General features: G+C 34.1%; 8 protein-coding genes and 1 pseudogene. 6 read left to right on the top strand and 3 right to left on the bottom strand.

Annotation, left to right across the window (positions count from 1 at the left end):
* Window position 1 precedes the first annotated feature (1 nt).
* Window positions 2-6,064, bottom strand: a complete 6,063-nt coding sequence (locus BMY96_RS00750; RefSeq protein ID WP_092847816.1) for an alpha-2-macroglobulin family protein — start codon at window positions 6,062-6,064, stop codon at window positions 2-4.
* Between the two features lie 208 nt (window positions 6,065-6,272).
* Here BMY96_RS00750 and BMY96_RS00745 point away from each other — a divergent pair, with 208 nt between their 5' ends.
* Both BMY96_RS00745 and BMY96_RS00740 read left to right on the top strand, forming a co-directional pair.
* Window positions 6,273-7,223 (top strand): tetratricopeptide repeat protein, encoded by a 951-nt coding sequence (locus BMY96_RS00745; RefSeq protein WP_092847813.1) that lies wholly within the window; start codon window positions 6,273-6,275, stop codon window positions 7,221-7,223.
* 228 nt (window positions 7,224-7,451) lie between these two features.
* Window positions 7,452-8,807, top strand: a complete 1,356-nt coding sequence (locus BMY96_RS00740) for a UDP-N-acetylmuramate--L-alanine ligase (RefSeq protein WP_092847810.1) — start codon at window positions 7,452-7,454, stop codon at window positions 8,805-8,807.
* A 17-nt stretch (window positions 8,808-8,824) separates the two neighbouring features.
* On the opposite strand, the gene BMY96_RS00735 is transcribed toward BMY96_RS00740, so the two are convergent.
* Both BMY96_RS00735 and BMY96_RS00730 read right to left on the bottom strand, forming a co-directional pair.
* Window positions 8,825-9,457 carry a hypothetical protein gene (locus BMY96_RS00735; protein WP_092847807.1) on the bottom strand — a complete coding sequence of 211 codons (633 nt, stop codon included), beginning with the start codon at window positions 9,455-9,457 and terminating at the stop codon, window positions 8,825-8,827.
* A gap of 95 nt (window positions 9,458-9,552) precedes the next feature.
* Window positions 9,553-10,152 (bottom strand): annotated as a pseudogene (locus BMY96_RS00730) (FMN-binding negative transcriptional regulator).
* Between the two features lie 98 nt (window positions 10,153-10,250).
* Here BMY96_RS00730 and radC point away from each other — a divergent pair.
* The 4 genes from radC to BMY96_RS00710 all read left to right on the top strand — a co-directional run bounded on the left by radC (window position 10,251) and on the right by BMY96_RS00710 (window position 13,583).
* Complete coding sequence (gene radC, locus BMY96_RS00725) at window positions 10,251-10,949, top strand: RadC family protein (protein WP_092847804.1); 699 nt, start codon at window positions 10,251-10,253, stop codon at window positions 10,947-10,949.
* A gap of 64 nt (window positions 10,950-11,013) precedes the next feature.
* Window positions 11,014-12,315 carry a polysaccharide deacetylase family protein gene (locus BMY96_RS00720; protein ID WP_092847801.1) on the top strand — a complete coding sequence of 434 codons (1,302 nt, stop codon included), beginning with the start codon at window positions 11,014-11,016 and terminating at the stop codon, window positions 12,313-12,315.
* Window positions 12,305-12,994 carry a YjjG family noncanonical pyrimidine nucleotidase gene (locus tag BMY96_RS00715; RefSeq protein WP_092847798.1) on the top strand — a complete coding sequence of 230 codons (690 nt, stop codon included), beginning with the start codon at window positions 12,305-12,307 and terminating at the stop codon, window positions 12,992-12,994. The genes BMY96_RS00720 and BMY96_RS00715 overlap by 11 nt, the downstream gene beginning before the upstream one ends.
* Window positions 12,995-13,025: 31 nt before the next feature.
* Window positions 13,026-13,583, top strand: a complete 558-nt coding sequence (locus BMY96_RS00710) for a hypothetical protein (protein WP_092847796.1) — start codon at window positions 13,026-13,028, stop codon at window positions 13,581-13,583.
* Window positions 13,584-13,585 lie beyond the last annotated feature (2 nt).

Raw genomic sequence — 13,585 nt, 5'->3', positions numbered from 1 at the left:
ATTATTTACTGTTTACTGAAATCCTAACGCCTTCACTATGGCTACTAAACTCTGGTGCATACATACTTTGAATGGTAGTAATGCCATTACTCATGTTACCAGCATTATTTACGCGTAAATCATATTCAAAAACATAAACACCTTTAGGTAAATAGTCAAAAAAGAAGTTTGTTGATGCATCTTTTGTGCTTTCGTAGTAGCCCAAACCATCTTGCCATTTGTATTTTGAGATAACATTTACTGGCTCTAATCCAGAAGCGCGCATATCTTTCATGTGTAAAAACTCCATATTTCTATCGCTACGTAACTCTATGCGAACACGAACCAAGTCGCCCACTTTTAAATCAGTTTCAGAATTAATTTCTGAAATTTCTTCACCAGTATCTGTATTACTTTTTAAGAATAACTTTTTGCTAAGTTTAAGTGGTGTTTCAGCCGTGGTTATTTTATCTAAATCTTCAAAATATTGCCAGTATAAACTTCCCCAAGCAATGCCTTTACCTTTTTTAGAGATTTTTACTTCGCCCATTTCGGGTTTTATTTCGGCAGTATTCCAAGCTGTTTTATAGTAACCCGTTCCTGCCTCAATTTTTACACTTTCTAATTTTGAAGGCGTTATGGCTTGTCCACCTATAACCACATCTACCATATCGGTAACAGATAACCAATCGCTTCCTTGAAGCAGTAATGCGTATACGGCTTCGGTAGTTGCTTTTGTGGTTTTCCAACGGTTAGTTTGCTTGTTTTTTAGTAACCATATCTTTAGGTTATCAATAGTTTCGGTATCGTTTTCAATGTCGCCAAAGGCTTCAATTAATAAGGCTTGAGTTTCAATTGGTGCTTGATACCAATACCATGAATTGGTGTTGGATTTCCAATACATACCCAGTTCTTCTGAAGTAATACTAGTTTCTTTTAGCGATTTTAAAATTTTTAAAGCCGTTTTACTATCGCTATTTCTATGCGATACTAAGGCCATTAATCCCTTAGAATATAACGAACGGTTTAACCAATATTTGCCAATTTGCGTTTGGTAGTAATCGATTATAGTTTCTACTTCTTTCGATTTTTTAACCTCGCTAAAAAAGCTTCGCATGTATAAATAGTGCAATTGTGTGTAACTTAAATGGTCTTTACTTAAATCGACGTTTTTGTTATATTTTTTAAGGTCTTTATACTCTTTTACAAATTCTTTATCCAAATATGAAATGGCATTTTCTATCATGTTTGAATGGGCACTTGTTTTAACATTAAGTTTGTTTAAATGCCCAAAACCAGTAATAATATGCTGTGTAATGTATCTATTCTCATAACCACCATTAAACCAAGCCCAAGCACCAGAAGACAATTGATTGCTTTCTAGTTTTTGGATAGCCGATTGCAATTCATTATTCATTTTGTTTAAATCGAATAATAAAGCAATGCGTTTTTTCTGTTCTGTTTCGCTTTGCGCATCGCGTAACCAAGGCGTTTCTTGAATTAGAATAGATTTTAATTCTTCATTCTTTTCTAGGTTAGAAAGTAATGCATCTGTATTTTTCCATTGGTTGAAGACTTCTTGAATTCTCGGGTTTGAATTTGCAATGTGGCTTGCCAACGCATTTGCATAGTATCTTGAGAATGTTTGCTCGTTGCACTCATAAGGATATTCCATTAAATAGGGTAAAGCCTGTACAGCATACCATGCCGGATTGGAAGTCATCTCTAGAGTTAACTTATGGTTTGTAAGCGATGTTGAGGTATTAGACATTAACTTATCTAATGTAAAGCTTTTGGTTTGATGGCTTCTAACCCACATTGGTAATGTTTCGGTAACCAACATACGGTTGCTTAAAACGGGTAACGCATTTTGCTCACCATCACTAAAAGTATCCGATTTTGCAATAATTTTATATTGTACAGCCTGTATACCTTCAGGAATATTTAACGCCCATGATACTTGGGTGTTACCTTTGGCATCAACGGTAAATACTTTGTTGTTTTCTGAATTACCAAGATTAGAATCAATAGTTTTTCCAGAAACAGCATCGGTTAATATTAACACGGCTTGTCCAGTTAATTGGTTTTCGGTAAGATTAGCAATTTTTGTACTAATGGTAATTTTATCGCCTTCGCGTAAAAAACGAGGTGCATTAGGAATAACCATCAATTCTTTTTGGGTTACTGTACTAAATGATTGTGTTGCGCTTTCTAAAGTTTTTGTATGCGCTAAAAGTTGCAATTTCCATTGGGTTAAAGCCTCGGGTGTTGTAAAGCTGAAACTTACATGGCCTTTATCATCTGTTTTTAATTGCGGAAAGAAGAAGGCTGTTTCCTGTAAGTTTTTACGAATTTGGATATTATCGAAATCTGTTTTTTCTTCTTTTAGATTAACGTCTTCATCCAATTGTTGCATTGGTGCTGCTGCTACCTCTTGTTTATTGGAGCTATATCCAATTACTACAGAATCCTCTAGTGCGCTTTCCTCTAGTTCCATCTCATCAGCCACAATTTGAACTCCCGCAACCTGACCACTTAATTTCTTAGACATACTAGCACTTCTTCGATATCTTAATGCATAGTTATTCCCAAAATTAAAGCCAAACCAATTCCATTGGTCAAAATGTTGTTGTGGGTAGCTATATCCTGAATTAATATTGTACACTCTAAAATTTTCAATACCAAAACTTTGGTATGCTCTACGATAGCTATACGCGCTGTATATTCTGTTTTGAATCGGGTTAAAGTTCCAGTTGTGTGGTTTAAATTGGTCTAAGGATGCATCGTACATACTTGCCAATAATTCAGAACTTACTTTTTCGCCATCGGGTCCTTTAACTTTAAACTGCCAAGTTTCATCGGTTCCGGGTTGTAGCTTATCTCTAAAGGTTAAGGTTTCAATGGCTAAATTACTATTTGGATAGGGCACCGAAATAGCTTGAGAACCCGATAGGAAACTATTAAAAGCAGCAAAACTGTAATGTACAACAAAACCACCTAAATCGGCTTTTGTAACAGGAACAGAAATGGTTTTTTTATTAGCATTTAGTTGTATAATTTCTGTACTAATAATGTTTTTGTTTTTCTCGACAGAAACGGTAACCAAAATATTTTCGGCAGCCGAACCTATGGTAATATTAGCGGTGTCTCCAACGCTGTATTCTTTTTTATCTGTTGCAATGGTTAATAGCTTATTATCGGCTGGAACCTTATCGGCGGCACTAAACAAGGTGGTTTTTACTTCGTCTTTTACCAATTGTCCAAATTTATCTTTGCTTTCTAATGTGATAATATATTCACCAGATTGCCATTTTTTAATTTTACCTAGAGCGATGGTTTTAGTATTTTTTGTGTTAAATGGTTTTTCTAAAACTAACTCGCCTTTATTCCAATTACTAGAGTTGTGCTCATTGTTGTAAGCCTCGTGTGGAAACAGATCTTTAAACACAGTTTTGGAAATTTCTTGGTAGTCTGGAGCACTCCATGGTCGCTCTCTTAAAACCGTGTTTGGCGCTTGTAGTTTGTAGATTTTTACAGTACCTGTAGCAGGAACAAATTCACCATTTAAGTTTTTAGTATCGATAGTAAGGTTATGAGAGTTTTTGCTTTTATCCAGTAAACTATCAATGCTTAAATTAGCAAGTAAAGCATGGTAACCCACGTTTACAACCGTTGTTGCGCTTCTTGTTTCGCCGTTTAAATCGGTAACATCGGCAGTAATTTCATAATTAAAAACAGGTAGACTATTTTTATCTACACTTTGGTCTGGAATGGCTTTAAAAATAATTTCAAATTCACCATTAGCATCGGTTACTGTTTCGCCATGAGTAATTTCTTGAGGCTCGCTGTTTATGTATGGTCTGTACCAAAAGTACCAGCGTGGGTATTGCACTTTACGGTGCACGCGATACACGACTTTGGCATCGGTAATGTTACTTCCGGCATAAGCTAAGGCAGTTCCTTTAACGGTAATAGCGTCGTTAATTTTAAAAGTTTCGGTTACAGGAGTAAATTTAGTTTCAAACTTCGGGCGCTTGTATTCTTCAACCGAAAAGCTAGCATTGCTTCTTAAATATTTATTAGATTCTGTGTTAAACTCAATGCGGTACACACCAGTTAAACCGCTGCTTGGTAAAATAAATTCGCCTGCAACAGAGCCAAATTCGTTGGTTTTAAATGTTAATGTTTTAAGTGCTTCGTTGTTTACATTATACAATTTGGCATACACCATTTCATTGGCTAAAACTTCAGACTTACCATTAAAAGTTTCCATGGCAATGGCTTTAAAATATACGGTTTGCCCTGGGCGGTAAATACTGCGGTCTGTAAATAAAAAGGATTTATAAGATACTTTCTCTTCTGGCTGTTTGTAGGTTTGGTTAATATAAAAGTCGCCAAAGTAGGCAACATCGTTACCTTGCTGTACTTTTAAATTAACGTTGCGGTACCAGCTGTTATCCTTGTTAATTTTAATTTCGCCTAAGTTATTTGTGGTATAAGTTTTAGTAACTACCTTATTAACTCTAGAAGCGTACGATACCTCTACTTTAGTATTGGTAATAGGTGCTCCGTTATTTCGGTTAATAATTTGAAATATTTTGTGCTCTAAAGCCTCAGTTTCAACATAAGCCATATTGGTAACTTGCAGAGTAGCAAAAGCAAAAGCATCTTCATTCTCTTCAATAAACCCAACAACTAAATATCTGCCAGCATCAAGATTAGGCATAAAAACTTCGGTAGTATGTCTTTGGTAATCGGCTTCGTTTTTTAAGTTACTCTTCCAAATTTTATTGGCATACAAGTTTTTAATAAATTCTCGTTGCTCATCTTCTCTATATATGTTTGAAAAGGTTTTATATTGTTTTTCCGTAACCTTATACGCATTAAACTTAATGGCGTTTAAATTTTTATAACTTAGTAGTAATCTGGCATTTTGTTGGATTGGTAAAAAGTTTTCGGTTGTAATTTGAAACGAAAACTGCTCAATTTGAGATTTCAAAATAGCACAGTTTTCGGCACCTTTACTTTCAGGGAATTTTGAAATAACCTGCTCACAAATCTCTAAAGCGTCTTTGGCTTTCCAACGCTGTTTCTCGTTAGTTTTTGGCTGGTAAGTTTGACTTTGCTGATAGTAAATAGAAGCGGTTTCAAAATCATATAAACCAGACACTTCATTATTTTTTAAACGGTCGCCTTCAATTTTAAAAGCCTTTAATAAAAGAGCTTCACTATCTTGAAAAGTAGCATGTGCCTTTACAAATTTTAAGCGTTCAATATTTACATAGGCTAAAGCTAGTGGCAATTCATCTTTTAAATGAAACCGAATTAAATCTTGGTATATTTTTAAAGCGTTAAGCTGTAAGGATGTGGTATCTTTAGACTCTATTTGTAATGCAGAAAACGTTTTGGCATCGGCTAAAAAATCAACATTATCAATTTCAAATTTGTAGGCAGGTTTGGTAATTTGCGTTTCATTAGTTTTGTAAAATTCTAAGGCATTATGGCTCAAAAAATCAAACAAGGTAGGTCGGTATATTTTAGAATCTTTCTGCTCATGCAATAAAACACTGTAGTTTTCTAGAGCTTCCTGTTGTAACATAAGTCCGTTTGCAAGGGACGCCTTTAAATGTAAATGGATTTCGTTAAAAAGTGTTTGTAAATCCCAAGTTCTAAAATCTATAGCATCCACTTTTTTATCCGTTTTTGTACGGTTATAAAACTGCCACCTGTATTGGTTAAAATACTGCCAATATAAATTAGCCAGTAAGTTTTCCAGTATGTTTTTAACAGGAAAATTGCTAGTTGCAATTTGGCTTTTAAAATCGTTAATAATACTTAATTGAGCATCCTCCTCTAAACTTAAGGCGTATTTACTTTTAAAAATTAACGTTTTTACTAATTGCGGGTGGTTATTATCTTTTGTGGCTTGTTTTTCAATATCGTCAATAACTTTTAAGGCAGATTGTGGTAAACCTTCGGCCTCAAACTTGTCAATTTTAGCCCATAAATCCTTATAGTTTGGAGATTGTGCTTGAGATAAAGTTGAAAAAAGTAGGATCATAAATAGAAATAGTGAACGCTTCATGTGTATAAATTTGTCTCTAATATATATTCAAATTCCGTTCCAAAACATACTAAATGAGTTATTGGATACGTTGAGTGAGTGAAGTTAATCATTTTGTAGGTAAAACAGTCATGGTGCGTTTTACAAATCCAATAAAAGTTTAAGATTATCATAAACCTGTGCATACAAAAACTAGAAAGCTTATTTTTGTGTTTCTATTAAAATTATTATGAGAAAATTTCTGTTTCTTTTAGTGCTTCCTATGGTGTGTTTCTCTCAAGGTAAACTTGAAGAAATCTCCAGTTTTATCCAGGAAAAGCAGTTCGAAAAAGCAGAATATCAACTTATAGCGTACCTTAAAACCCACCCTGGTAATTTAAAAGCCACAGAGCTTTTGGGCGATGCCTATGGCCATCAAAAAAAGTGGGATCAAGCCATAGTCGAATACAAAAAACTGGTAGAACTTAAACCCAAAACAGCCAATTATCATTACAAATACGGTGGTGTTTTAGGTATGAAAGCCTTACAGAATAAGCTAAAAGCCATTGGTTTAATTGGCGATATAAAAAGCGCATTTACCACGGCGGCCGAATTAGATAAAAACCACATAGAAACCCGTTGGGCCTTAGTCGAGCTGTATATACAGCTACCCGGAATTTTTGGCGGCAGCAAGAGCAAATCCTTACACTATGCCCAAGAACTAGAAAATCTATCGAAGGTAGATGGTTACTTGGCAAAAGGCTATGTTTACGAGTATGATAACGAACCAGATTTAGCCGAAAAATATTATAAAATGGCCATTCAAACAGGAGGTTCGCTAACCTGTTTTAACAAGTTAACTACGCTTTACGAAAAGGAAAAACAACCCGAAAAAGCCATAAAAACCATAGAGGAAGCGCAGCAAAAACACCAGCGTAATGCCTTGCATTATCAAATAGGTAAGGTGGCTGCCGAGTATAATATCGAGCTTCAAAAAGGCGAGCAATGTTTACAAACCTATATCAAGAATTATTCAGAGTCCGATGGCGTTCCAAAAGCTTGGGCGCACTACCGTTTGGCACAAATAAACGTGCATAAAAACAACAAAGAAACGGCCTTAAAACACATCGATATGGCTCTAGCGCAACTGCCAAAAATTAAACCTTTTAAGGACGAAAAACAGAAAATTTTAAATTTGTAATATTTGGGCGCTACCCCAAGGGTCGGGCTTTTCGCTACAAGTCCTCGCCCCTCCTTTGTCGGGCTGTGGGCTATCCGCTGCAATCCCTAGCGCGGGCATACCTGCTAATTTAGGTTTATCAATAAAAAATCTTTACATTTTTACACGTTTACGGTACAATTTTTTAACACCAATCAACTAATCCATAAATAATTTGGAAATTGATTTTTCTAGTTTGATATTTGTTTCATGAACGTACATTTTATAGCCATTGGCGGAGCAGCAATGCATAATTTAGCACTTGCTTTACATAATAAAGGATATCAAGTAACCGGAAGTGACGACACTATATTCGACCCTTCTAAATCAAGGTTACAAGCCAAAGGCTTATTGCCCGAAACATTTGGTTGGTTTCCAGAAAAAATAACAGCCAATTTAGACGCTATAGTTTTAGGTATGCACGCAAAAGCCGATAATCCTGAGTTGCTAAAAGCTCAAGAATTAGGACTAAAAATTTACAGTTACCCAGAGTTTTTGTACGAGCAATCCAAACATAAAACCCGTGTTGTTATTGGCGGAAGTCATGGTAAAACAACCATAACATCAATGATTTTGCATGTTATGCATTATCATGATAAAGAAGTCGATTATATGGTTGGCGCGCAATTAGAAGGTTTCGATGTTATGGTAAAACTTACCGAACACAACGATTTTATAGTACTAGAAGGCGACGAGTATTTAAGCTCGCCTATAGACCGCCGACCAAAATTTCATTTATACAAACCCAATATAGCCTTGTTAAGCGGTATTGCTTGGGATCATATTAATGTATTTCCAACTTACCAAAACTACGTAGAGCAGTTTAGCATTTTTGTAGATTCTATTGTAAGCGGCGGAAGCATTAATTACAACGAAGAAGATCCAAAAGTAAAACGCGTTGTAGAAGCTAGCGAAAACACCATAAGAAAAATAGCCTACCAAACTCCCGAATATACTGTTAATAACGGACAAACACTTCTAGAAACTCCCGAAGGCGAATTGCCAATAGAAGTTTTTGGTAAACACAATTTAAACAACCTTGCAGGTGCCAAATGGATTTGCCAGCACATGGGAATAGACGAGGACGATTTTTACGAAGCCATTTCCACATTTAAAGGCGCAAGTAAACGTCTAGAAAAAATTGCAGAAAGTAAAACCAGTGTAGCCTTTAAAGATTTTGCGCACTCACCAAGTAAGGTAGAAGCTACTACAAACGCAGTAAAAGAACAGTATAATAACCGCACCCTTGTGGCCTGTTTAGAATTACATACTTATAGCAGTTTAAATGCCGAGTTTTTAAAAGAGTATAAAGGCGCACTTAATGCTGCAGATGTTGCGGTGGTATTCTATTCGCCACATGCCGTAGAAATTAAAAAGCTCGAAGCGGTAACGCACCAGCAAATAGCAAATGCATTTCAGCGCGACGATTTAATTATTTATACCAATCCAGACGATTTTAAAGACTTTTTATTCAAACAAAACTTTGATAATAAGGCGTTATTGTTAATGAGTTCTGGTAATTATGGTGGATTGGATTTTGATGCTGTTAAGGGGTTGGTTGGGTAAAGCTTATTTGGGTTTCACTAACTTTTCATGAGCCTAGTTTTTGACCAAACATTGTTTTTTCCATATTCTCCCAAACTGTAGTAGTATTTGCCTTTAGGGTTTATAATAATATAATATCCATATGTCGTTTCATGAGGAAAAAAAAGCCTTTTTATAAAATTATCCTCATCCTTCTTCCAGTCCACTTTTTCACTATGGAAATATTTTAACTTTTCTTTTTCCAATGAAGAAATCCAAAAATGAGAAATATCAGTTATTTTATTTAGTTTTTTTAAATAGTCCCTGTGAAAAATATCCCAACTACTTTTGTCTTTTTTACTTAGTTCATTTATTGGAATTCCGGTAAGAAAATTAATAACTATTATATCCTTAGGATTAATCTTAGATGGGTAAAAGGTATTTAAGTAATTTTTTAAAGATTGAAAAGTAGAGTCTTTTAAAACCCCATATTTTTCTCTATCGAACAAAACCCCAAACTTTATTGAATCATTTTCAAAGTACATAGGATAGGTTTCATAATGGTCTCTTTTCTCATAAAATTCCTTTCTAGTTATTTGAGCACCTTCATCATTGTAAAAATTGAAAAGGGTGTTTTGAGAAAATATATTTGTTGAATAACTTATTAAAAAGATATAAAATAGCATTTTCATTTTTTCTTTCTTTTTGTTTTGTATGGTAAGGTTAAATTACTAACTCAATTAAATGTTTAACGAATTTAGTTGTAAATTTTTACAAAAACAAGTTCTCAAACCTCAAAACACTTCGCCAAAAAAGCCTCAACACTTTCCTTATTAGCTCTTACCAATTCCGCTTTAGCGTTATCAATATCTTCAGGCTTTTTATCTTGCGAGAGTTTAAATTTACCTTCCCAAGAATCAATAGAAATTTCAAACATTTTAATATAATTAAGATAGGCATTCATGCTTTTATTATCGGGCTCTAAAACGTATTTATGCTCTGGTGCTTCAAGAAATTCGGTCATTGTAATTAACGACTGCTTTAAAGCCTCTTTGCTTTCAATAGCTTTTACTTTGCCTTTTAAATGTACCTTAATGTAATTCTAGGTTGGTAATTGTTTGGTGGTATAAATACTTGGCGAGATATAGCATTGCGGACCAGAAAAAATAATAGTAATGTCGTTATTGTTTTTTAAAAGTTCCGCTTGCGGGTTGTTACTATCAATATGGCCAATAAGTTTACCGCTTTTATTGTAAATTAAAGGCAAGTGTGTAATATATGGCACGTTATCTTTAACCGAAATTAAGGTGGCTAAGGGGTAGGTTTTAATCACTTCAATAAGGTGGGTAATAGTATTATCTTGATGATGTTTAGGAGGATAGCTCAATGCTTTTGTTGTTTTGTTAGGCCTTAAAAGAAAGGAATCTCATTATTTTTGTTAATAATTCTATTGCTTCTGAAATTTACAATATTTATCTTTAACGAATGCAAGAAAAACCATCGTCATTTTCTATAAAAAACTGGAGTCAGGACGATCAGCCGCGTGAAAAGTTATTATACAAAGGAAAGGCGGCTTTAAGTGATGCCGAACTTGTAGCCATTTTGATTGGTTCTGGTAACCGACAAGAAAGTGCTGTCGATTTATGTAAACGCATCCTTGCAAGCACCGATAATAATTTAAGTGCCTTAGGAAAACTATCTATTAAACAACTTACCGAATTTAAAGGAATAGGTGAAGCCAAAGCCATAACTATAATTGCTGCTTTAGAGTTAGGTCGCCGTCGTAGAGGTGAAGAAGCCTTAGAAAAAAAGAAAATTACATCCAGCTCTTCGGTTTTTGAATTGATGCAACCTGTTATTGGCGAGCTTCAGCATGAAGAGTTCTGGATAATCTATTTAAACAATTCTAATAAAGTAATTCGTAAAAACCAACTTAGTAAAGGCGGTATAACAGGCACTTTAGTAGATGTGCGCTTGGTGTTAAAAAATGCGCTAGAGGTAGGAGCGGTAGGCTTAATTTTAGCACACAACCATCCATCGGGCGGCCTAAAACCTAGTGAGGCCGATAAACAAATTACCAATAAGTTAAAAACAGCTGCACAAAGTTTAGATATTAAAGTTCTAGACCACCTAATTATAACAGAAAAAGCATACTTTAGTTTCGCCGATGAATCACTGCTATGAACAAAGACAGAAGACCGATGACAGCAGACCGCTTACTGAACACTGAATACTGCAAACTGAAATTATGTTATTAGTTTATACCCATAAAATATCGCCGCGACTTAAATATGTTTTTAAGCATATTTGTACGCGAGTTTTAGGTATTGAAGTTAGTTTTACAACTAAAATTGAAACGTTTATTGCCCACGATAGCTTGAAAATGTCGTATACGAAACAGCAATTGGGTAACGAGTTTTATATTAAAAGTCACGATATTTTATTCGAGCAAGGGTTAAATGATATTGATATCCATATCCATACCTGGGAGCATACAAAATGTTTTTTCTACTTAGGCGAAAAGAGCAGTATTCCTTTTGATGTGTTTTCGGCTTCTTTTTATTTATTATCTAGATACGAAGAGTATTTACCGCATGTAAAAGATGAATACGGACGTTTTACAGCCACCGAAAGTTTAGCGTTTCAAGAAGGTTTTTTGCATCAACCAGTAGTCGATATTTGGGCCTATAAATTTAGAGATGCTTTAAAAAAGCAATTTCCAGATTTCGAATTTCCAAGCAGGAGCTATCAAATAAAACCCGTTATAGATGTGCCCTCGGCGTACACGTACAAGTTAAAGGGTATTATGAGAACATTGGGTGGCTCTCTTAAAGATTTAGCTAGGTTAAGGCTTAAAAGCTTGTACACTAGGTTTGCTGTAATTATGGGTTTTAAGCACGATCCTTTTGATACGTTTAAGTACTTAATAAACCGGCAAAAAAGCTCTTCGTTTTCCTTTCTTTTCTTTTTCTTGTTAGGCGATTACTCTACTTACGACAAAGGGATTAACCCAAACAAAAAACAATTTATATCGCTTATTAAGCACGTTGGCGATTATTGCGATGTAGGACTAAAAATTTCATATTTCGCTCTAGATGATGAAAGCCTTTTAAAGAAAGAAAAACTTAAAATGGAAGATATTTTAAACAGAAATTTAAAAGCATCTAGACAATCTTTTTCAAAACTTAATTTACCTGAAACTTATAGAAATCTTATAGCTTTAGAAATTAAGGAAGATTACACCATGGGTTATGTAAATCATTTAGGGTTTAGAGCCGGCTCTTGTACACCATTTTTGTTTTACGATTTAGATTACGAAGTACAAACACCTTTAAAAATTGTACCTTATCAACTTATGGATTTTACGTTGCTAAAGCAAAAATCTTTATTAGATAAAAAGAAGGTTTTAAACGAGCTTATTTATCAAATAAAACAAGTAGACGGTCAATTTGTACCCATTTTTCATAATTATACGTTTAGCGATTATAAGCGGTGGGACGGGTTTAAAGAATTGTTTAATTTAATTTTAGATTCACCAAATGAAGCTTAAAGGAATAACAGATGTGTTTTTTGATTTGGACCATACACTTTGGGATTTTGACAAAAATTCGGCATTAACATTCGATAAAATTTTTAAAATCAATAATGTAAATATAGCGGTTGAAGATTTTTTGGAACATTACGAACCCATTAATTTAAACTATTGGAAACTGTACAGAGAAGAGAAAATACAAAAGGATACTTTACGTTACGGGAGGTTAAACGACACCTTTGAGGCTGTTGGGTTTAAGGTTGATACTGGATTAATAAATAAATTATCAGACGATTATATAACGCATTTATCAAGCTTTAATCATTTATTTGAAAACACCTTCGAGATCCTAGATTATTTAAGTTTAAATTATACGTTACATATTATAACTAATGGTTTCGATGAGGTTCAATATAAAAAAATGAGCCATTCCAAAATAAATCATTATTTTAAAACTATTACCAATTCGGAAATTGCCGGTGTAAAAAAACCTAACCCTAAAATATTTGATTATGCATTAAATTTAGCAAATACCAATGCTAGTAAAAGTGTGATGATAGGCGACAGTTATGAGGCCGATATTATGGGCGCAAAAAATATAGGGATGGATGTTGTGTTTTTTGATGTTAATAATTTGAAGCTAGATAATAACATTAAGCAAATAGATAATTTAATACAATTAAAAAAATATCTATAATAGATTAAGTATTAGTTCGTTTTATAAAAAGATGGAGGGAAGAATATATAAAATATATGGTTTAGTACTTAGTTTAGCAATGTGTTTCTGGTCGTGCACAGAAGAAATCGATTTAAACCAAGCTGAAGACTTAGAGTTATCGCCAGTTATTGAAAATAGCTTGCTTTTTTTTGATGCCCCTGCAACTAATTTTTTTGCTGGAGCTAATGAGTCGAGTGAGTTTTCAGACTTTATTGAATTAGATCTGTTTAATAATAGTTTTACTAGAAATAACATTGTTAAAGTAGAATTTGTATTTGATGTTTTAAACTCGATTAAAAGGAGTTTCGAGTTGCAGGTAGACCTTCTAGACGATTTAGATCAAACCGTACATACTTTTTCTTTTGAGGCTTTGGCATCCCCGGACGCTTCTCAAGTTTATACAAAATATACAGAAGTATTTGAAGGTAATAGATTAAGGGTCTTAATGAATGCAAATAAATTGAGTTTTACTTTAATTGTGCAAGAAGGGGAAGCTATTAATGAAAATACACTTGGTCAAATAAATATGAAGTCTAAAAGTGTTTTTTATTTTAATATTAACGACTAATT

This window comes from Algibacter pectinivorans, from assembly GCF_900112595.1.
Classification (GTDB): Bacteria; Bacteroidota; Bacteroidia; order Flavobacteriales; family Flavobacteriaceae; genus Algibacter_B; species Algibacter_B pectinivorans.
The sequence above is the reverse complement of the archived record's forward strand: the minus strand, read 5'-3'. Positions and strand labels throughout refer to the sequence as shown.

Bases quoted from the DNA above. Each gene is read 5' to 3' on its own strand.
- BMY96_RS00750 (WP_092847816.1), bottom strand. From the start codon at position 6,064: ATGAAGCGTTCACTATTTCTATTTATGATCCTACTTTTTTCAACTTTA.
- BMY96_RS00745 (WP_092847813.1), top strand. From the start codon at position 6,273: ATGAGAAAATTTCTGTTTCTTTTAGTGCTTCCTATGGTGTGTTTCTCT.
- BMY96_RS00740 (WP_092847810.1), top strand. From the start codon at position 7,452: ATGAACGTACATTTTATAGCCATTGGCGGAGCAGCAATGCATAATTTA.
- BMY96_RS00735 (WP_092847807.1), bottom strand. From the start codon at position 9,457: ATGAAAATGCTATTTTATATCTTTTTAATAAGTTATTCAACAAATATA.
- radC (WP_092847804.1), top strand. From the start codon at position 10,251: ATGCAAGAAAAACCATCGTCATTTTCTATAAAAAACTGGAGTCAGGAC.
- BMY96_RS00720 (WP_092847801.1), top strand. From the start codon at position 11,014: ATGTTATTAGTTTATACCCATAAAATATCGCCGCGACTTAAATATGTT.
- BMY96_RS00715 (WP_092847798.1), top strand. From the start codon at position 12,305: ATGAAGCTTAAAGGAATAACAGATGTGTTTTTTGATTTGGACCATACA.
- BMY96_RS00710 (WP_092847796.1), top strand. From the start codon at position 13,026: ATGGAGGGAAGAATATATAAAATATATGGTTTAGTACTTAGTTTAGCA.